The 19,510-nt window shown below is 67.4% G+C and carries 15 protein-coding genes; 7 read left to right on the top strand and 8 right to left on the bottom strand.

The genetic code is table 11. The annotated features are described in order from the left end of the window. Window positions 1-356: 356 nt before the first annotated feature. On the top strand, window positions 357-4,088 hold the full coding sequence (locus tag ACZ5ZX_RS22020; protein ID WP_465503842.1) for a multifunctional oxoglutarate decarboxylase/oxoglutarate dehydrogenase thiamine pyrophosphate-binding subunit/dihydrolipoyllysine-residue succinyltransferase subunit: 3,732 nt from the start codon (window positions 357-359) through the stop codon (window positions 4,086-4,088). A 160-nt stretch (window positions 4,089-4,248) separates the two neighbouring features. Next, window positions 4,249-5,037, top strand: a complete 789-nt coding sequence (locus ACZ5ZX_RS22015; RefSeq protein WP_465503841.1) for an SMP-30/gluconolactonase/LRE family protein — start codon at window positions 4,249-4,251, stop codon at window positions 5,035-5,037. Between the two features lie 636 nt (window positions 5,038-5,673). Here ACZ5ZX_RS22015 and ACZ5ZX_RS22010 read toward each other — a convergent pair. Beyond that, a complete protein-coding gene (locus tag ACZ5ZX_RS22010; RefSeq protein WP_465503840.1) occupies window positions 5,674-6,396 on the bottom strand; it encodes a hypothetical protein in 723 nt (240 codons plus the stop codon). A 132-nt stretch (window positions 6,397-6,528) separates the two neighbouring features. Next, on the bottom strand, window positions 6,529-8,094 hold the full coding sequence (locus ACZ5ZX_RS22005) for a S8 family peptidase (protein WP_465503839.1): 1,566 nt from the start codon (window positions 8,092-8,094) through the stop codon (window positions 6,529-6,531). 391 nt (window positions 8,095-8,485) lie between these two features. On the opposite strand from ACZ5ZX_RS22005, the gene ACZ5ZX_RS22000 reads away from it, so the two are divergent. Beyond that, a complete protein-coding gene (locus ACZ5ZX_RS22000; RefSeq protein ID WP_465503838.1) occupies window positions 8,486-9,001 on the top strand; it encodes a GNAT family N-acetyltransferase in 516 nt (171 codons plus the stop codon). A gap of 12 nt (window positions 9,002-9,013) precedes the next feature. Here the strand turns inward: ACZ5ZX_RS22000 and ACZ5ZX_RS21995 are convergent, their stop codons facing one another. Genes ACZ5ZX_RS21995 through ACZ5ZX_RS21980 form a run of 4 tightly spaced genes read right to left on the bottom strand, consistent with a single transcriptional unit; the run spans window position 9,014 to window position 12,367 of the window. Then, window positions 9,014-9,913, bottom strand: coding sequence for an ABC transporter substrate-binding protein (locus ACZ5ZX_RS21995; RefSeq protein ID WP_465503837.1), 900 nt, complete (start codon window positions 9,911-9,913; stop codon window positions 9,014-9,016). Continuing rightward, window positions 9,910-10,599, bottom strand: a complete 690-nt coding sequence (locus tag ACZ5ZX_RS21990) for an ABC transporter permease (protein WP_465503836.1) — start codon at window positions 10,597-10,599, stop codon at window positions 9,910-9,912. Before ACZ5ZX_RS21990 ends, ACZ5ZX_RS21995 begins: the two co-directional genes overlap by 4 nt. Continuing rightward, complete coding sequence (locus tag ACZ5ZX_RS21985; RefSeq protein WP_465503835.1) at window positions 10,596-11,279, bottom strand: ABC transporter permease; 684 nt, start codon at window positions 11,277-11,279, stop codon at window positions 10,596-10,598. The genes ACZ5ZX_RS21990 and ACZ5ZX_RS21985 overlap by 4 nt, the downstream gene beginning before the upstream one ends. Further along, complete coding sequence (locus ACZ5ZX_RS21980; RefSeq protein ID WP_465503834.1) at window positions 11,279-12,367, bottom strand: ABC transporter ATP-binding protein; 1,089 nt, start codon at window positions 12,365-12,367, stop codon at window positions 11,279-11,281. The genes ACZ5ZX_RS21985 and ACZ5ZX_RS21980 overlap by 1 nt, the downstream gene beginning before the upstream one ends. A 90-nt stretch (window positions 12,368-12,457) precedes the next feature. Here ACZ5ZX_RS21980 and ACZ5ZX_RS21975 point away from each other — a divergent pair, with 90 nt between their 5' ends. Further along, window positions 12,458-13,861 carry a bis-aminopropyl spermidine synthase family protein gene (locus ACZ5ZX_RS21975; protein WP_465503833.1) on the top strand — a complete coding sequence of 468 codons (1,404 nt, stop codon included), beginning with the start codon at window positions 12,458-12,460 and terminating at the stop codon, window positions 13,859-13,861. Between the two features lie 59 nt (window positions 13,862-13,920). Next, entirely contained in the window at window positions 13,921-14,652 is a 732-nt protein-coding gene (locus ACZ5ZX_RS21970; protein ID WP_465503832.1) for a DUF4190 domain-containing protein, read from the top strand. A 96-nt stretch (window positions 14,653-14,748) separates the two neighbouring features. Here ACZ5ZX_RS21970 and ACZ5ZX_RS21965 read toward each other — a convergent pair whose 3' ends face one another. Next, window positions 14,749-15,909: an NAD(P)-dependent malic enzyme gene (locus tag ACZ5ZX_RS21965; RefSeq protein WP_465503831.1), complete on the bottom strand. Its 1,161-nt coding sequence runs from the start codon at window positions 15,907-15,909 to the stop codon at window positions 14,749-14,751. Between the two features lie 400 nt (window positions 15,910-16,309). On the opposite strand from ACZ5ZX_RS21965, the gene rfbC reads away from it, so the two are divergent. Continuing rightward, window positions 16,310-16,915, top strand: coding sequence for a dTDP-4-dehydrorhamnose 3,5-epimerase (rfbC, locus tag ACZ5ZX_RS21960; RefSeq protein WP_465503830.1), 606 nt, complete (start codon window positions 16,310-16,312; stop codon window positions 16,913-16,915). 75 nt (window positions 16,916-16,990) lie between these two features. Here the strand turns inward: rfbC and ACZ5ZX_RS21955 are convergent, their stop codons facing one another. Next, a complete protein-coding gene (locus ACZ5ZX_RS21955; RefSeq protein ID WP_465503829.1) occupies window positions 16,991-18,598 on the bottom strand; it encodes a GMC oxidoreductase in 1,608 nt (535 codons plus the stop codon). Between the two features lie 168 nt (window positions 18,599-18,766). Here ACZ5ZX_RS21955 and ACZ5ZX_RS21950 point away from each other — a divergent pair, with 168 nt between their 5' ends. Continuing rightward, on the top strand, window positions 18,767-19,444 hold the full coding sequence (locus ACZ5ZX_RS21950) for a hypothetical protein (RefSeq protein ID WP_465503828.1): 678 nt from the start codon (window positions 18,767-18,769) through the stop codon (window positions 19,442-19,444). Window positions 19,445-19,510: the final 66 nt, after the last annotated feature.

The raw sequence follows: 19,510 nt of genomic DNA, 5'->3' as shown, positions 1-19,510 counted from the left end.
CGGGCGACCGGCGGCCGGCACGACACCGGCCGCATCCTCCACCCAGCAAAGCCCGCCGACGTGAACTCCAGGCTGTCCTCCGGCGACGATTTCGCCAAGGTTTCCGGACGAAACAGTGACCTGACCTGCACAGACGGCGACAGCGACAGCAAAGGTCCCCCGCTCCCCCGACTGGTCGCGGGCCCCGTCCGGGGGTGACTCGTTTTCGATCTCTTGATCGAGACAGTGACCCATCACCTAGTGCGCCACGCCTCACACAGGCCAGTTCCATCACACGGCCGCCACCGAGGGGGTTAGCCTGGTAGGCGCATCAGCGGTGTTCAAGATCTCGAGACGGATAGAGGCGAGTCCAAGCCGTGTCCAGCAGCAGCCCTGCGTCACAATTCGGCCCCAACGAGTGGGTCGTCGAGGAAATGTACGACCAGTTCCTCGCCGACCCCACCTCAGTCGATGCCGCCTGGCACGACTTCTTCGCGGACTTCAAGCCAACGCAGGCCGCGCAGACGAAGGCTGACGACGCACGTCAGACCGTCAAGGATGGCCCGGGCACCAACGGCCAGGCCTCCACGCCGTCGCCGCAGACGGTCCGCAACGCCGAGTCCACCGCGAAGCAGACCGCTCCGAAGACGGAGACTAAGGAAGCGCCCGCGAAGCCGGCTCCGAAGACCGAAGCGAAGGCGGCCGCGCCCAAGGCGGCTCCCGCGAAGGCCCCGGCGAAGGCGCCCGCCAAGCCGGTCGAGAAGGACGCCGAGCCGGAGTCCAAGCAGCTCCGTGGCGCCGCGGCCGCGATCGCGAAGAACATGGACGCCTCGCTGTCCGTGCCGACAGCGACGAGTGTGCGCGCCGTCCCGGCGAAGCTGATGGCCGACAACCGCATCGTCATCAACAACCACCTCAAGCGCACGCGCGGCGGCAAGATCTCCTTCACGCACCTCATCGGTTACGCGATGGTCCGTGCGCTGAAGGACTTCCCGAACATGAACCGGCACTACCAGCTGATCGACGGGAAGCCGTTCGCGATCACGCCGGAGCACGTGAACTTCGGTCTCGCGATCGACATGAAGGGCAAGGAAGGCTCTCGCACGCTCGTCGTGGCCTCCATCAAGGCCACCGAGAACATGACCTTCATGCAGTTCTGGCAGGCCTACGAGGACATCGTCAAGAAGGCCCGCACCGGCAAGCTGACCGCCGACGACTTCGCCGGCACCACGATCTCGCTGACCAACCCCGGCGGGATCGGCACCAACCACTCGGTGCCGCGGCTGCAGGCCGGTCAGGGCGCGATCATCGGCGTCGGCGCCATGCAGTACCCGGCGCACTTCGAGGGCACCAGCGAGAAGGCCCTGGTCGACCTCGGCGTCTCGAAGATCATGACGCTGACCTCGACCTACGACCACCGCATCATCCAGGGCGCGGAGTCGGGCGAGTTCCTCAAGCGCATCCACGAGCTGCTGCTGGGCGAAGACGGCTTCTACGACGACGTCTTCACCAGCCTGCGCCTGCCGTACGAGCCGATCCGCTGGGTCGCCGACATCCCGGACGGCCCGGTCGACAAGACCGCGCGCGTGATCGAGCTGATCGACGCCTTCCGCATGCGCGGTCACCTGATGGCCGACACCGACCCGCTGAACTACCGGCAGCGCAGCCACGCCGACCTCGACGTCCTTTCCCACGGCCTGACCCTGTGGGACCTGGACCGCGAGTTCCCGGTCGGCGGCTTCGCCGGCCAGGAGCGGATGAAGCTGCGTGACATCCTCGGGGTGCTGCGCAACTCCTACTGCCGCACCGTCGGCATCGAGTACACGCACATCCTCGACCCCGAAGAGCGCCGCTGGATCCAGGACCGCGTCGAGATCCCGCACGAGAAGCCGGACCCCGCCGTCCAGAAGTACGTGCTCTCGAAGCTCAACGCCGCCGAGGCGTTCGAGACCTTCCTGCAGACCAAGTACGTCGGCCAGAAGCGGTTCTCCCTCGAAGGCGGCGAGACCGCGATCCCGCTGCTGGACACGCTGCTGGACAAGGCCGCCGAGCACGAGCTCGACGAGGTCGTCATCGGTATGCCGCACCGCGGCCGCCTGAACGTGCTCGCGAACATCGTCGGCAAGCCGATCGCGCAGATCTTCCAGGAGTTCGAGGGCAACCTCGACCCGGGACAGGCGCACGGCTCCGGTGACGTGAAGTACCACCTCGGCGCCGAGGGCAAGTACTTCCGCATGTTCGGCGACGGCGAGACCAAGGTGTCGCTGACCGCGAACCCGTCGCACCTGGAGACCGTCGACCCGGTCCTCGAGGGCATCGTCCGCGCGAAGCAGGACATCCTCGACAAGGGCGGCGAGGGCTTCACCGTCCTCCCGGTCCTGATGCACGGCGACGCGGCCTTCGCGGGCCAGGGTGTCGTGGCCGAGACCCTGAACCTGGCGCTGCTGCGCGGTTACCGCACCGGCGGCACCGTGCACGTCATCGTCAACAACCAGGTCGGCTTCACCACCGCGCCCGAGCACTCGCGGTCGAGCCAGTACGCCACCGACGTCGCGAAGATGATCGGCTCGCCGATCTTCCACGTGAACGGCGACGACCCCGAGGCCGCGCACTGGGTGGCCAAGCTGGCCGTCGACTACCGCCAGGCGTTCCACAAGGACGTCGTGATCGACCTGATCTGCTACCGCCGCCGCGGCCACAACGAGGGTGACGACCCCTCGATGACCCAGCCGGCGATGTACGACATCATCGACACGAAGCGTTCGGTCCGGAAGACCTACACCGAATCGCTGATCGGCCGCGGCGACATCTCCGTCGAAGAGGCCGAAGCCGCGTTGCGCGACTTCTCCAGCCAGCTGGAGCACGTTTTCAACGAGGTCCGCGAGCTGGAGAAGCACCCGGCGAAGGCCAGCCCCTCGGTCGAGGAGGAGCAGCAGGTCCCGGCCAAGGTGCCCACGGCGACCACCACCGAGGTCATCGAGCGCATCGGCGACGCGTTCCTCAACGTGCCCGAGGGCTTCACCCCGCACCCGCGGGTCAAGCCGGTCATGGAGCGCCGCCACAAGATGTCCCGCGAAGGCGGCATCGACTGGGCGTTCGGCGAGCTGCTCGCGTTCGGCTCGCTGGCCATGGAAGGCCGCCTGGTGCGGCTGTCCGGCCAGGACTCCCGCCGCGGCACCTTCACCCAGCGCCACTCGGTGCTGATCGACCGCAAGAACGGCCAGGAGTACTCGCCGCTGGCGAGCCTGGCCGAGGGCCAGGGCCGCGTGATGATCTACGACTCGGCGCTGTCCGAGTACGCGGCGGTCGGCTTCGAGTACGGCTACTCCGTGGCCAACTCCGAAGCGCTGGTCATGTGGGAAGCGCAGTTCGGTGACTTCGTCAACGGCGCGCAGACCGTCATCGACGAGTACATCTCCTCCGGTGAGGCCAAGTGGGGCCAGCTGTCGGACGTCGTGCTGCTGCTGCCGCACGGCCACGAGGGCCAGGGCCCGGACCACACCTCCGGCCGCATCGAGCGTTTCCTCTCGCTGTGCGCGGAAGGCTCGATGACCGTCGCGGTGCCGTCGACCCCGGCGAACTACTTCCACCTGCTCCGCCGCCACGCGCTCGACGGAGTCAACCGGCCGCTGGTGGTCTTCACCCCCAAGTCCATGCTGCGCAACAAGGCGGCGACTTCGGCGGTCGAGGACTTCACCGGCCAGTCGAAGTTCATGTCGGTCATCGACGACGCCGTCGTCGACCCGTCGAAGGTGCGCAAGGTCCTGCTGACGTCGGGCAAGCTGTACTGGGAACTGGTGGCCGAGCGGACGAAGCGCGAGGCGAACGACATCGCGATCGTGCGCGTCGAGCAGTACTACCCGCTGCCGAAGAAGAAGCTGGTGGCGGCGCTCGAGCGCTACAACGGCGCGCCCGCGGTCTGGGTCCAGGAGGAGCCGGAGAACCAGGGTGCGTGGCCGTTCTTCGGCCTGAACCTGCCGCGGAAGCTCCCGGAGGTGTTCTCCAGCCTGGACGTCGTCTCGCGGCGCCCGATGGCGGCACCGTCGGCCGGTTCGTCCAAGGTGCACGAGGTCGAGCAGAAGGCGCTGATCGCGCGGGCCTTCGACTGAGCCACCGATCGCCTGACGTGAGCTGAAAGGGCCCTTCACCGCATCCCACGCGGTGAAGGGCCCTTTCGCTGCGTCTGATGCGGGGAAAGCGTCCTTCAGCCCCCGGTGTCGAAAACGGTGGGTCCCGTTCGTGTAGGGGGAAACGAACGAAGGAGACACCATGAAGACCCTGCTCGACGGCCTCAAACTTCCCGAATCCGCCCGCTGGCACGACGGCCGCCTGTGGCTCGCGAACTGGGGAACCGGCCAGATCCTCGCCGTCACGCCCGACGGCGAAAGCGAAGTGATCGCGACCGTGCCGACCGCGATGCCGATCACCTTCGACTGGCTCCCCGACGGCCGCCTTCTCATCGTCGACGGCCCGAACGCCCGGCTGCTCAACGCGGACCTGAGCACCTACGCGGAGCTGAGTCCGGTCGCCTCCCTCTGGAACGAACTCGTCGTCGACAGCCGCGGCAACGCCTACGTCAACGGCTCCAGCGACCTGCAGCAGCCCGGCGTCATCGCCGTCGTCACCCCGGACGGCGAAGTACGCCAAGTCGCCGACGGCATCCTGTTCGGCAACGGCATGGCCATCACCCCCGACGACAAGACGCTGATCGTCGCCGAGTCGTACGGCAACCGGCTCACCGCCTTCGACCTCGCCGAGGACGGCTCGCTGTCCGGCAGGCGCGTGTGGGCCGATCTCGGCGGCGATCACCCCGACGGCATCTGCCTCGATACCGAAGGTGCCGTCTGGTACGCCGACGTGGCGAAGAAGTACTGCGTCCGCGTCCGCGAAGGTGGCGAAGTGCTTCAGAAGGTCGAAGCCGACCGAGGCTGCTTCTCCTGCACGCTCGGCGGCGAGGACGGGGGTTCGCTCTACGTCCTCGCCGCCGAATGGCACGGCTGGGAGAATCCGTTCGGTGATGGGCCAAGCGGGCAGGTCCAGGTCGCGGAAATCGGCTGACCGATCGCGCGGGAGGCCGCCTTCGCGACCGGCACGCTGCCGTGAAGGTCCCCTTACCTACCCTCAAAGTCAATGCCAGGAACTTAAGCGACGGTTCCTGAGGCTCTCCAACTGTCCATAAAGGATTCGCCGAGGGGCGATTCGTCCGATTGATTACCCTTTGCCGGTGTTATCAAGTCCGTGAAGGCCTCCTTGAGGGACTCTGGGTCCCTCAAGGAGGCGTGGTCTTGTGTACCTACGTCTGACCAGCAGATGAGCAGTGATTCGGCGGGCGGTCGAGCGTGTCTGTGAAGGATTTGGGACGTTGAGTGTCCCAAATCCTTCATAGACAGCGGGGATCGTCACCGGTTCGGAGGCTGATCAAGGGCACCTCACTCAGGTCGCCGGTACGGGTGCGAGACCTCCATCAGTAGGTCAACAAATCAGTGCTCGCCAAGGAGGCCTTCACGGACCATCGACACCATCGACCTTCGTCGGCGAACAGTCACTGCCCGAACGGACGGTACGTACTGGAGCCGGGCTACCCGACCTGGGCGAACATGTCCGACACGCGACCGCCCCACCGGCCTTAAGTTCCTGACATTGACCCTCAAAGTAGCGAAGGAGGCCTTCACTACCTGACGACAGGCAAGGGGCCTAACCGATCGCCTCGGAGGTCGCCTTCGCGACCTTCAAGGCGTTCTCCTTGCACACCGTCTGGTTGACCGTCCCGGACGGATTGGGGCCGGTCACGATGATCTCCGCCTCGACATTGCCCTGGTAGAACTTGATCTGGCACTGACTCGCCGAGTCGAGCTTGGCGTAGAGGGCTTTGGTCGCCTTCGCCATGGTGGGAATGAGGACGCCGCCGTCGTTCACGGCGTTCTCGATCGATGCCTTCGCCCAGGCTTCCCCGGCGCCCGAACCCGGCTCCTTCGACTTCGACAGGTACATCCCGACCATCGCCGAAGGCGCGTCCGGTTCGCGCCAGGTGCAGAACGAGCGGGTGTAGGTGATCTCGTTGTTCGAGGTGCTCGCCGGTTCCTCGCCCTTCGGTGTTTCGAGCGGCGGCAGATTCCTCACGCCGCTCCCGATCTTCTGGCAGGTGGGCATCGTGGAGTATTTGTCCGGCGGCCCGGTCTTCTTGGACGACGTCGGCGACGCGGCGGAGGAAGACGGGCCGGAGTCACCGGACAGCAGCAGGAAGGCCCCGACCCCGCCACCGCCGAGCACCACCACCGCGCCGATCACGAGCCCCACGATGAGTCCGGTGTTGGACTTCTTCGGCGGCGGTCCGTAGCCGGGAGGCGGATACCCCGGGTATCCCTGCGGCGGGTACGGCTGCTGAGGTCCCTGCTGATAGGGCGGTCCGGGCTGCATGCGCAGAGATTAAGGCCTCGCCACCGTCCAGATAGGACGAACGCGGCAACTGGGGCCCGAATCACCCTTCGGACACGGGAAGGCCCCCTTCCCAGCAGGAGGAAGGGGGCCTTCACGTACTCCAGGGGTGGATCAGAGGGTCAACGACCAGCTGTTGAGCGTGCCGGTGTCGATCTGGTACACGTCCTGGACCTTCAGCGTCCAGGTGCCGTTCGCGGCCTCGGCCGAGGCGTTGACGGTGTACGTGGTGTTGATGTTGTCGGACGAGTCGTTGCTCGAACCCTTGAGGCGGTACGAGGTGCCGTCCGGCGCGACCAGGTCGATGACCAGGTCACCGACGTAGGTGTGGGTGATGTTCACGGCGACCTTGGTGGTGCCCGAAGCGTTGCGGGCGCAGTTCGCGACGGTGACGGTGCTGGTCACCGCGGCACCCGCGTCGGGGATGGCGACGGGGCTGCTGTTGGTCTGCGTGCCGCAAGGCGTGGGCTCGGGGCCGGGGCCACCACCGGTACCGGTGTAGAGCAGCACGTTCGGCGAACCGGTGCCCGCGTTGGTCACCTTGCCCTTGGTGCCGTTGTTGACCAGTGCGTCGCGGACCTGCTGCGGCGTGGCCGACGGGTTGGCCGAGGCGTACAGGGCCGCCGCGCCGACGACGTGCGGGGTCGCCATCGAGGTGCCGCTGATGGTGTTGGTGCCGTTGTTCAGCCAGTCCGACGTGATGCCGCTGCCCGGCGCGAAGATGTCGAGGCAGGTGCCGATGTTGGAGAAGCTCGACCGCGCGTCCGTGTTCGTCGTCGAGCCGACGGTGATCGCCTCGGGGGTACGGGCGGGCGAGGTGTTGCACGCGTTGGCGCCGTTGTCGTTACCGGCGGCGACACCGTAGGTGACGCCCGCCGCGATCGACCGCTGGACGGCCTGGTCGAGGGTCGCCGAAGCGCCGCCGCCGAGGCTCATGTTCGCGACGGCCGGCTTGACGGCGTTCGCGGTGACCCAGTCGATACCGGCGATGACACCGGCGGTCGTGCCGGAGCCGGAGCAGTTCAGCACGCGGACGGCGACGAGCTTGACGCCCTTGGCCAGACCGTGCGCGGTGCCGCCGATGGTGCCTGCGACGTGGGTGCCGTGGCCGTTGCAGTCCGTGGCGTCGTTGTCGTTGTCGACGGTGTCACGGCCGTGGGTCGCGCGCCCGCCGAAGTCGGGGTGCGTGGTGAGGATGCCGGTGTCGATGACGTACGCGGTGACGTTGGACGCCGTGGTGCTGTAGCTGTACTTCTGGTCCAGCGGAAGGCTCTGCTGGTCGACCCGGTCCTGGCCCCAGGACGGCGGGTTCAGCTGATCCGTCGACGCCGAGACGGTCTGGTTCTGCTCCACGTAAGCCACCGCGGAGTCGGCGGCGAGCCGCTTCGCCTGCTTTTCGGTCAGTGTGCCGGAAAAGCCGCGGACCGACGACGCGAAGGTCTTTTCGACCGTGCCGCCGTGACGGTTCGTCAGGCTCTTCGCCGTGGCTTCGACCGACGAGCCGTCCTTCAGCACGACGATGTAGCTGTCCTTGATCGCCTTCGCGCTGCCGGCGTTGACGATCGAGCCCTCCGCCGCCGAAGCGACGGTGGTGCCACCGAGTGCCGTCAGCACGGCGACGGCCGCGGCGACGCCGAAGGCGGGCAGGCGTCTCTTCAAGGTTCCTAGGGAATTGTTCAAGATATTCCTCCCAGGCAGGGTCGACCCACGGACGTAAGCGTCCGCCGGATCGTTGGGGTGACTCAGAGGTGAAGCGCGTTCCACTTAGGAGCGCAGGCTGAGACTAAGTCGCGGTTTCACCCCAAGGAAGACCTTGCATTACGGACATCTCGGGGGTATTGGACGCGCTTGAAGCGCAGGTCGGGCACCGTTCAGCCCCCGCCTTTAGTCGCGTTTTGCGCCCGTACGGCCCACGAAGAATTGGGGATCCGCACATCCGGTGGTCGCTTTTCCGACCACCGGTCGTTGCGGCGACGTGAAAGTACACACGGATGGCCGCCTACTAAAGTCGCGACCTCGCCGAGCGGAAATCGATTTCCATCCTACCTTCGGATGGAGCATGCTCGTGCGCATGTTGCTCAGACAGGAAACCCCGGCCGACCGCGAGGCGATCCACGCCGTCCACCTGGCCGCTTTCGCGACGCGCAGTGTCCCGGTGGTCGAGGCGAAACTCGTCGACGAGCTCCGTGAAGACGGTGATCTGATCGGCGCACTGTCCATCGTGGCCGAACGGGAAGGCGAAGTCGTCGGGCATGTCTGCTGCAGCCCGGCGTGGCTCGACGAGGACGCGAAGTCGGTCGTCGGCCTCGGTCCGCTCGGTGTGCTGCCCCAGTATCACGCTTCCGGCATCGGCTCGGCGCTCGTGCACGCGGCGCTCGGCGCGGCCGACGCGCTCGGTTACGGCGCCGTGGTCCTGCTCGGCGATCCGCGCTACTACTCCCGGTTCGGCTTCGTACTCGCCGAACAGCACGGGATCACGCCGCCGGTCGCGGAATGGGCGCCGTATTTCCAGGTCCGCACGCTCCGCGCGTACGACCCCGCTCTTCGGGGCGCGTTCCGCTACTCACCCGCCTTCGAACGCCTCTAGCCGACTACGCGTTCAGGAGGGGGCGAGGAGGTTGTTCCGCCGCAGGAACTCCTCGGCGACGTCGAGCGGGTTGCGCTTCTCCTCGCTGAACTGGACGTTCAGCTCGGTCAGCTGATCGGTGGTGAGCACCGCCGAGACCCGGTTCAGCGCCTCGACCTCCTTCGGCGACAACGTCCCCTTCGCGATCAGCGGCACGATGTTCTGCGCGGGGAACATGTTCTTGTCGTCCACCAGCGGCACGAACCCGTTCGCGGCGATCGTGGACGACGTGCTGAACAGGTCGGCGACCTGGATGTCGCCGGACTTCAGCGCGGCGACCGTGACCGGGCCGCCGGTGTCGGTCGTGCGGATCTCGGCGAACTCGCAGCCGTAGAGCGTCTTGATCTTGTCCTTCCAACGGCTGCTCCACTGGCCGGGACCGCCGAAGACGAGATCCTTGCAGCGCGGGCCGAGATCGGAGAACGTCTTCACCCCGGAATCGGCGAGTTCCTTGCGCACCACCAGAAGGTCCTTGTCCTCGGCGGGCGCCTGGTCGAGCACCTCGAAGCCGGGCGGCAGTTTCCGTTTCAACTGCGCGTAGACGTCCTGCGGTGTGGTCGCCTGCGTCTCCTTGTCGAAGTAACGCAGCAGGTTCCCGCTGTAGTCGGGAACCACCGAAAGCGACTTGTCCTGCAGCGCCTTGACGACGACCTCGCGGCTGCCGACCGGCGGACGCACGGTGACGTTCTCCGCACCCGCGTTGCGCAGCGCGCCCGCGTAGATCTGGGCCAGCAGCAGGCTTTCGCCGACGTCGGACGCGCCGATGATGATGTCGCCGGTCGCGCCGCCCTCGGCACCGCCCGCCAGCGGGTTACCACAAGCCGTTGCCAGCAAAGCGATCCCGGCGAACAAGGCCGCCACCGTCCGCCTCATACCGTCGCCTTCTTCCCGCTCGCGGCCTGCGCCAGCCGGACTCCCTTGGGCACCAGCGCACGCTGGACGCCCGCCAGGAGAAGATCCAGCACGACGGCGAGCAACGTCGTGAGGACAGCACCCGCGACCACCTGTGGGTAGTCCAAAATGGCCAGTCCGTCGAGCAGGAACCGGCCGAGCCCGCCGAGCCCGACGTACGCGGCCACGGCCGCCGTCGCCACCAGCTGCAGCACCGAGTTCCGCACGCCGCCGAGCACGAGTGGCAGCGAGATGGGCACCTCGACCTTCCACAGCCGTTGCCACCCGGTCATTCCGATGCCCTGCGCCGCGTCGACCACGCCGTGGTCGGTCGCCTGCAGCCCCGCGTACGTCCCGGCGAGGATCGGCGGGATGGCGAGCACCACGAGGCCGATGATCGTCGAGGTCACGCTTTCGGTGATCAGCAGGAACAGGAAGGTCACCAGCCCCAGCGTCGGCAGTGCGCGGATCGCGTTGCCACCGCTCACCAGCAGCACCGCGCCGCGGCCGGTATGCCCGACGTAGAGCCCGAGCGGGATCGCGATCACCACCGCGAAGGCCAAGGCAAGCACCGTGTAGCCGAGATGCTGCAGAAGCCGGTTGAGGATGCCGTCGGTGCCCTGCCAATGGGCCGGGTCACCGAACCAGTTCACGACGTCGCCGATCATTTCGCCCCCGCCGTGGTCGCCACCCGGTTCCAGGGTGTGAGGACATCACGCAGCCGCACCAGAAGCAGATCGACGATCAGCGCGAGCACCAGGGTCGCGACGATGCCGACCACGATCGGCGAGAAGTACTCGCGCTGAAAGCCGTCGGTGAACAGCACCCCGAGCCCGCCGGTTCCGATCAGCGCGCCGACGCTGACCAGGCTGATGTTGCTGACCGAGGCCACCCGGACGCCCGCCGCGAGCACCGGCACCGAAAGCGGCAGTTCCACGGCGAGGAACCGGCGCGCGGGTTTGTAGCCGACCGCGGTCGCCGCCGCGACGACGTGCGGCGGGACGGCGTCGAGCGCGTCCAGCACCGGGCGCACCAGCAGGGCGGCGGTGTAGACGGTGAGCGCGACGATGACGTTGACGCTGTCGAGGATCTTCGAGCCGATGATGCCCGGGATCACCACGAACAACGCGAGCGACGGGATCGTGTACAGCAGGTTCGACACCACCAGCAGCACGGAACGCACCGCGGAGAACCGGTGCCCCAGCCAGCCGGCCAATACCGCGATCAGCAGTCCCAGTACCAGCGGCACCAGTGAAAGGTAGACGTGATCGAGCAGATCGCCGAAGAACTGCGAGCGGTTGTTGGCACTGCCGAGATAGCGGCCGAGTTCCGCGAAGAAGTCCCCCATCAGGAACCCAGCGGCAGCGCTTCGATCACTTCGAGAACCTGCTTGGCTCTGACCACGCCCAGGACCTTGTTACCGGAATCGACGACGACGCCGAGACTCGCGGGTGACGACAGCGCCGCGTCGAGCGCGCCGCGGATCGGCGCACCCTGGACGTACAGCGAGCCGCCCGCGACCAGGTCCGATTCGGCCAGTTCGCCGTCCACAGTGGACTCAGGGCGGAGCCAGCCGCGCGGCTGTCCATCGGCGTTGACCGCCAGCAGCCATTCGTCGACCGTGCCCGTGACCGGCTTGCCGACCTCGACCCGCTTGACCTCTTCGACGACGATCCCTTCCGCGGGCAGGAAAGAGAGCCCGCGGTAGCCGCGGTCCTTCCCGACGAACGACGCGACGAAGTCGTCGACGGGGTGCCGCAACACCTCCGAGGGCGTGCCGTACTGCGCGAGCACACCGCCGACCCGGAGCACCGCGATCTTGTCGCCGAGCCGCACGGCCTCGTCGATGTCGTGGGTGACGAACACGATCGTCTTCCCCAGCTGTGACTGCAGGCGGAGCAGCTCGTCCTGCAGCTCCTCGCGGACGACCGGGTCGACGGCGGAGAACGGCTCGTCCATCAGCAGCACCGGCGAGTCCGCCGCGAGCGCCCTGGCGACACCGACCCGCTGCTGCTGGCCGCCGGAAAGCTGGGCGGGGTACCGCTTGCCGAGTTCCGTGGGCAAGCCGACGGTTTCGAGGAGTTCGGCGGCACGCTTACGCGCCTTGCCCTTGTCCCAGCCCGACAACAGCGGCACGGTGGCGATGTTGTCGAGGACGGTCCTATGTGGAAAGAGGCCCGCGTGCTGGATGACGTAGCCGATACCGCGGCGCAGCAGGGCCGGGTCGCCGTCGCTGACGTCCTCGCCGTCGAGCAGTACCGTGCCCGAGGTCGGCTCGACCATGCGGTTGATCATCCGGAGCGACGTGGTCTTGCCACAGCCGGACGGCCCGACGAAGACGGTGATGGTGCCGTCCTCAACAGTGAGGTTCAGGTCGTCGACCGCGACCGTCCCGTCCGGATACCGCTTGGTCACGCCACGGAACTCGATAGTCACGTGTCTCTCCCCATGTCTGGTCGAAAAACCGTAGCCCAGATCGCGGGCGTTGGCACGGTGTCTCAAGCAACGGGTCACTAGGCTGAGCCCGTGAGTTCTCCCGTCGATGACGTCCTGGCTGCGCACGGTGTCCACGTGCGACCGCTCCATCAGGTGATTTCCCTGCTCCGGACGGATTGGCGTGACCTCGGCGACCTGATCCGGATCAGCACCGCGCCACGACGGAGTGTCGAGGACGTCCTGACCGCGCTCGGCGACGACCTCGAGCGCGCCGAAGCCCGTTTCCGGCTGGCGCCGGCCGCTCGGGAGAAGTACGCGCGCTTCGAGGCGCGGGACCGGAAAACCGATCCCGACCTGCTGAAGACCATCACCAGCTACGTCGAGAACGTGCCGCCGCCGCTGGCCGCGCTCGACCACGTGCAGGCGACACCGGAGACCGTGCTGAAGCGCGCGCTGTGGCTGGACGAGCAGTACGACCTCGACACGGCGAAGCTGCTGTTCCTCGGCGACCATGACCTCACTTCACTGGCCGTGCGCGCGCTGCGGCCCGACGCGGACCTCACCGTCGTCGACCTCGACGATCGCGTGCTGGCCTACATCGACGAACTCAGCGAGCGGTCGATCCGCACCCTGCACACGGATCTGCGGGTCGGATTGCCACCCGCGGTGACCGGGCGGATGGATCTCGTGTTCAGTGATCCGCCTTACACCCCGGAAGGAATGGGCCTGTTCGCCGCGCGCGGGGTCCAAGCGCTCGCCGAACCCTCGGACGGGCGACTGCTGCTCGCCTACGGCTACAGCCCCCGGCATCCCGCGCTGGGCGCGCAGGTGCAGCGGGCGCTCGCGACGCTCGGGCTGACCTTCGAAGCGATCCTGCCGGGCTTCAACCGGTACTTCGGCGCGCAGGCGATCGGGAGCGCGGCGGATCTCTACATCTGCCAGCCGACCGCGAAGTCGAAGAAGAACCGCGGCGGCAAAGGGAAGTCCGCGATCTACACCCACGGACCGCAGTCGGTGGAGTCCGCCGGGGCGGCCAAGCCGTCGTTGCTGGACAAGCTGCACGAGATCGCCACCGAAGGCGGGCTGGCGCTGGAATCACGGCCGGTCGACTGGTCCGTTTCCGGACCGGAGGGCGACGCGGTCGCGATGGACCTCTCGGCCGACCCCGGCCCGTGGCTCCTGCGGACCCTGCTGGGCACCAACGCGCGACGGCTCGCGCTGCTGGTCCCGAACTCGCATCCGGATCTGACCAACGCCGAAGCGCAGACCGCGCTCAACCGGCTGGTCGGCGCGAAATACCGGCTGCGGCTGCTGCGCAGCACCCCGGACAACCGGCACGCCATCGTCGTCGCGGACGCCATCGAGCACCAGAACGAACTGCTGACCAGGGCGCACGCGCGGCTCGCGAACGTCTCACTCGACGTCCCGTCGGACCTGACGGACGCTCGGCTGATCGATCTGCCCCGGCACCGGCTCACCGAACTGCTCGGCTGACGCGATTCCCACGACCGTTGTGTCATCGGAACTTCATGCGCCCTTCGTAGGTTCGGGCCATGAACACTCCGCTGGGGCCGGGAGCGCCGATCGCGCAGCCGTACGGGTTCGCCCACCCGCCGCACCACCACAAGACCAGCGGCCTGGCGATCACCGCGCTCGTACTGGGACTGGCCGGTTGTCTGGCGCTGCCGTTGCTCCCCGCGATCGTCGTGGGCGTCATCGCGCTCACCCAGACCGGTCCGGGGAAGCGGCCGGGCCGGGGGCTGGCGATCGGCGGCCTCGCGGCGGCGGGCTTCTGGGCCGTCGGCTGGATCGCCCTGATCGGGAACACCATGGGGAACCCGGACCACTACACCGCGAGCCCGCCGAGCGCGAGTTGCGCGACCCCGTCGCCGGGCCACGCCAACGCATGCACCCTGAAGCCGGGCGATTGCTTCCAGCAGTCCGCGGTCACGGGCACTTTCACCAGCGTGGAACTCGCCGCGTGCGGAAGCGTGCACAGCACCCAGGTGATCGGCGCCTTCACCGCGGCGGACGGCCCCTGGCCCGGTGGCGGAGAGCTGAAAGCGGACGCCTTGACCCACTGTCAGCGGATCCTGGCCAAGAACGTGGACCGTCCGCGACTCGACGAGGCCGGTGTCTACACCGATCTGGGCTACTTGAAGCCTGAGCGCGACGCCTGGAAACACGGCGTGCGCACCGTCTTCTGCACGCTCCACTCGCCCGACTCGCGGCTGACCGATTCCGCCCTCGTCCCCGGCGCCGATCTGGCGATTCCGACCGGCTGAGCAGCGCAACCCCCACGCGCTATGAAAGGTCCTTTCCTTGCAAATTTTGCAAGGAAAGGACCTTTCATAGCGCTTGAGCGAGCGTAAAAGGGACCGTCACACCACGCCGTCGGCCTCGGCGGCCTTCGCGACCGCCGCGGCCACCTCGGGCGCGACCCGCGGGTCCAGCGGGCTCGGGACGATGCGGTCCGGGCCGAGGTCGTCCTGCGCGACCGAGAAGATCGCTTCGGCCGCGGCAAGCTTCATGTTCTCGGTGATCGCCCGCGCGCCGGAGTCCAGCGCGCCGCGGAAGACGCCGGGGAACGCCAGCACGTTGTTGATCTGGTTCGGGAAGTCGCTGCGTCCGGTCGCCACGATCTTGGCGTACCGCGACGCCACGGCCGGGTGAACCTCCGGGTCCGGGTTGGACAGCGCGAAGACGATCGCGTCGTCGGCCATCCCGGCCAGCAACGTCTCGTCGATGGTCGCGCCGGACAGGCCCAGGAAGACGTCGGCGCCCTTCAGTGCCTCACCGAGTCCGCCGCGCAGACCGGCCGTGTTCGTGGTTTCGGCGAGCTTCTGTTTGATCGGGTTCAGGCCATCGCGGCCTTCGTGGATGATCCCGCGCGAGTCGAGCACGGTGACGTCCGCGACGCCGGCGTTCTGCAGGATCCTGGCGCAGGCCACCCCCGCCGCGCCCGCTCCGGAGACGACCACACGCTGGCCGGAGATGTCCTTGCCGAGCACCTGGTTCGCCCCGCGCAGCGCGGCCAGCGTGACGATCGCCGTGCCGTGCTGGTCGTCGTGCATGACCGGGCAGTCGAGCGCCTCCTTGAGCCTGTCCTCCAGCTCGAAACACCGCGGCGCCGAGATGTCCTCCAGGTTCACCGCACCGTACGACGGGCGCAGCCGGACCAGGGTTTCGATGATCTCGTCGACGTCGGTGGTGTCGAGCACCAGCGGAATCGAGTCGAGCCCGCCGAAGGTCTTGAACAGGACCGACTTGCCCTCCATGACCGGCAGCGAGGCGCTCGCGCCGATGTCACCGAGACCGAGCACCGCCGTACCGTCACTGACCACCACGACCAGCCTGTCCGCCCACGTGTACCGCTTCGCCTTGGCCGCGTCCTCGGCGATCGCACGGCTCACCTTCGCCACCCCAGGCGTGTACGCGACCGAAAGGTCACGGGGCGAGGAGATCGGGCGCGTCGCGGCCACGGAGAGCTTGCCGCCCTCGTGTCCTTCGAAGATCTCGGCGTCGGTCACTGGCGTGGTCATGGTGGATCCCGTCATTGCTTCCGCCGTGGCTAAGGACGGCGAAGTCTCGATTGGAGCGTAAGTCACTGGATTCTCCTGGGACTGCGAGCGGGGGAACTGGTAGATGGGCAGGTCGAAAGGGCATGACCCGGCCACCTGGGGTAACTCGTCCTCCGACACGGCAGCCCAGCGCGGTAGCGCCGGCCTGTCGGCGAAGCGTCCAATCGGCCATCGGTGCCGTGGGTGTGGCGACGGCCGCGGACGCAGCGGTCAGATCATTGTGACAGGACCCCGGACCAGTGTGCCCCTCTGGTGCGGTTGATGTCACAAACCGGCCCGGATTTCCGCAGCTCAGGAGAGGTTTCCCAAGACGTCCATCCGGTTTGGGAAGGCGGCGTCGGCCCTCGTTAGCATTGAGCTCATGCAAGCCAGGCGTCTCAGCATCTCCGACTGCTTCGAGTTCACCCCGCGCGTTTTCCCCGATCACCGCGGCCTGTTCGTGGCACCGTTCCAAGAGGAGGCGTTCACCGAGGCGGTCGGACATCGGCTTCGCCTGGCACAGACCAACACGAGCGTTTCCCGCCGCGGCGCCGTTCGTGGCGTGCACTTCGCGGACACCCCGCCGGGACAGGCGAAATACGTCTACTGCCCGAACGGTTCCCTGCTCGACGTCATCGTCGACCTCCGGACAGGTTCGCCCACCTTCGGCGAATGGACGTCCGTGGTGCTCGACAGCTCCGAGTACAAATCGGTCTACATCGCCGAAGGCCTCGGCCACGCCTTCATGGCGCTCGAAGACGACACGGTCATGACGTACCTCTGCTCGGAGCCGTACAACCCGGCGGCCGAGCACGGCATCAACCCGATGGACGCCGACCTCGCGCTGCCGTGGCCGCGGGACATCGAACCCGTACTGTCCGAAAAGGACACCGGCGCACCCAACCTGAAAGAGGCCCTGGAGCAGGGGGTTTTGCCGCGTTACGAGGAGTGTGCCGCGTACTACGAGAAGTTGCGGACCGAAGGCTAGCCACAGAGGGCAGCCAACGGCGCGGGTCCGGGCCGGCCTTACGGAAGCCGACCGCGACGGTCGGGCGGGGGACCTTCACGGCAGCACGTCCTCCCGCAGCACCCGTTCCACATTCCGCTCCGCCAGCGCGGTGATCGTGACGAACGGGTTCACCCCGGTGCTGCCCGGAATCAGGGACCCGTCGGTCACGTAGAGATTCCGGTAGCCCTTCACACGGCCATACAGATCCGTGGCCTTCCCCAGCACCAACCCACCCAACGGGTGATAGGTGAACCGGTTCTCGAACGACCGCGTATCCCCGAACAGGTCACTCCGGTACACCGTGCGATTCGCCCGGTTGACCTTGTCGAACAAGGACTTCGCCGCGTCGATCGACGGCGTCCCCTGCGCGGTGCTCCACCGCAGTCGCGCGGAATCACTGGCGGCGTCGTAGGTGAAGTGGCCGCGTTCGGGGTTCTTCGTGATCGCCAGGTAGAGGCTCAGCCACGTCTCGACCCCGGCGGGCACCGGCGCGATCTCGGCGAAGACCGGGTTCACCGGGTCGTCCCACGCGTCGATGCCGAGCGCGGGCATCCCCGACTGCAGCGAGCCGCCGAGGTCCCACGCGTGGTTAGCGCGGCCCAGCATCACGTTGCCGTTGGTCCCCCAGCCGCGGCCGACCTCCTCGTTCAGTTCGGGCAGCGTCCCGGTTTCCCGCGCCCGCAGGAGCAGTTCCGTCGAGCCGAGGCTGCCGGCACCGAGGAAGAGGTATTTCGCGCCGAGTTGTTTCCTCGCCACGACCGTGCCGTTCTCGGACGTCTCATGCACGGTCAGGACGTAGGTACCGTCAGTCTGCCGAGTGATCCCCCGCACCTGGTGCAGCGTCTTGATCGTCACGTTCCCGGTGCCCAGCGCGGCCGCGAGATAACTCTTGTCGAGGGAACGCTTGCCGTGGTTGTTGCCGTAGATGACCTCCGAAGCGAGCGCCGACCGCGGCACCGTGCCCGCTTCTTCCCGCTTCATGTACTCGAAGTCGTAGACACTGGGCACGAACACCGTCTTGAGGCCCGCTCGCGCCGCCGCCTTCCGGGAAACCCGCGCGTAGCGGTAGGAACGGCAGGTTTCGAACCAGCGCGGGTCGATGTCGTTCACCCCGAGCGCGCGGTTCGCCCTGGGGAAGTAGGTCCCGTACATCTCGTCTGCGTCGACGGCGGGCAGGATCTCCTCGAAGTACGACCGCTTCGGCGTCACGGCCATCGCGCCGTTGACCAGCGACCCGCCGCCGACCCCTCGGCCGACGTACACCGACATGTCGCCGTAGTTCACCCTGTCGAGGACACCGGGGTACCGCTTGATGTCCCGGTTCGCCAGATCCAGCCAGAGGAAGGACGCGAGCGGGGCCTGGGTGCGGTTCTTGAACCACATGGCCCGCCGGTCCGGCTTGAGCATGTCGCAGAAGACCTTGCCGTCGGGGCCGGGGTCGGCCCACAGCTTGCCCATTTCGAGCATGACGGTGGGAATCCCGGCTTCGCCGAGGCGGAGCGCGGTGACGGCGGCGCCGTACCCGGTTCCGACGACCACGGCCGTCGAGAAGCCCGGAGCCGATTGGTCGGCCCGCGCGGTGGAAATCGTGGTGAGCCCGAGAGCGGCGGCGGAGTTGAGTGCGGTGAACCCGAGGAACGTGCGGCGCGACAGTGGGGACATGGGCCGATGATCACCCGCCGCTTCGCGGGCCTTCAAGACCGAATCCGAAGAGGATTCGCGTCAGCTGGGTAAACACCGTTAATGTTCACTCGAACGTGGCGATTTCCGGGATCCCCTGGGTGTCTTCCCCGATGTGGCCGCAAGCGGCGCAGACCACTCTTTCCGGTCATGAGACGTCTTCTCGCAGCGGCCGCGGCCGCACTGTCCGCCGCCGCCCTCGTCGTCCTGCCCGGCTCCGCCTCCGCGGCGCCGTCACCCTTGCCCGACTTCGACTTCTCCGCATGCCCCGCCCCGCCCGCCAACGCCGATCCGGGCACCTGGCGCTGCGAAGCCTTTGTCTCCCAAGGGGTCTTGACCATCGGTGACCGGGAGATCGCGCTCGGCGAGATACGACTGACGTTCTCCGAGGGCGAAGTGGACGGGAAGTACGCGCAGGTGTTCGGCGAACTGCGCCACGCGCCCGCCAGGATCGACGGTACTTTCGGCGCGAGCATGCAGCTGAAGTACGGCGGCTACTCGGATTTCCAGTCGAACGACGAACGCCGCGGCGAACTGGACCTGTACGCCGTCCTGTGGCATCCCTTGCTGCCCAAGGGATGCACGCTCGGGACGATCGACGACCCGCTCCACTCGGTGGTCGAGGACGATCCCGCGGTGCCCTTCGAGGTGATCTCACAGAACCCGAAGACGGTGAAGTTCGGCGTCGTGGACACGCGACTCGCCCTCCCCCGCACGACCGGCTGCGGACGGCTGACGCCGGTGGCCGACCGCCTGCTCGGCCTGCCGTCGCCGAGCGGGGCGAACACCTTCAAGCAGACGACCTACGTGCAGTTCAAAAGCCTCTGACCGTCCGCGTTCCGGCGCTGGGGTCGTGAGTGATGAGTGTCGTTAGAACCAAGGGTGTCTACTGAC

The organism is Amycolatopsis sp. NPDC033938 (genome assembly GCF_055575975.1).
The sequence above is the reverse complement of the archived record's forward strand: the minus strand, read 5'-3'. Positions and strand labels throughout refer to the sequence as shown.

What these genes read in the sequence shown, in the direction of transcription:
- ACZ5ZX_RS21995 (WP_465503837.1), bottom strand. Translation starts at nt 9,913, where the DNA reads ATGAGGCGGACGGTGGCGGCCTTGTTCGCCGGGATCGCTTTGCTGGCA.
- ACZ5ZX_RS21985 (WP_465503835.1), bottom strand. Translation starts at nt 11,279, where the DNA reads ATGGGGGACTTCTTCGCGGAACTCGGCCGCTATCTCGGCAGTGCCAAC.
- ACZ5ZX_RS22010 (WP_465503840.1), bottom strand. Translation starts at nt 6,396, where the DNA reads ATGCAGCCCGGACCGCCCTATCAGCAGGGACCTCAGCAGCCGTACCCG.
- ACZ5ZX_RS22000 (WP_465503838.1), top strand. Translation starts at nt 8,486, where the DNA reads ATGTTGCTCAGACAGGAAACCCCGGCCGACCGCGAGGCGATCCACGCC.
- ACZ5ZX_RS21965 (WP_465503831.1), bottom strand. Translation starts at nt 15,909, where the DNA reads ATGACCACGCCAGTGACCGACGCCGAGATCTTCGAAGGACACGAGGGC.
- ACZ5ZX_RS21950 (WP_465503828.1), top strand. Translation starts at nt 18,767, where the DNA reads ATGAGACGTCTTCTCGCAGCGGCCGCGGCCGCACTGTCCGCCGCCGCC.
- rfbC (WP_465503830.1), top strand. Translation starts at nt 16,310, where the DNA reads ATGCAAGCCAGGCGTCTCAGCATCTCCGACTGCTTCGAGTTCACCCCG.
- ACZ5ZX_RS21990 (WP_465503836.1), bottom strand. Translation starts at nt 10,599, where the DNA reads ATGATCGGCGACGTCGTGAACTGGTTCGGTGACCCGGCCCATTGGCAG.
- ACZ5ZX_RS21970 (WP_465503832.1), top strand. Translation starts at nt 13,921, where the DNA reads ATGAACACTCCGCTGGGGCCGGGAGCGCCGATCGCGCAGCCGTACGGG.
- ACZ5ZX_RS21955 (WP_465503829.1), bottom strand. Translation starts at nt 18,598, where the DNA reads ATGTCCCCACTGTCGCGCCGCACGTTCCTCGGGTTCACCGCACTCAAC.
- ACZ5ZX_RS22015 (WP_465503841.1), top strand. Translation starts at nt 4,249, where the DNA reads ATGAAGACCCTGCTCGACGGCCTCAAACTTCCCGAATCCGCCCGCTGG.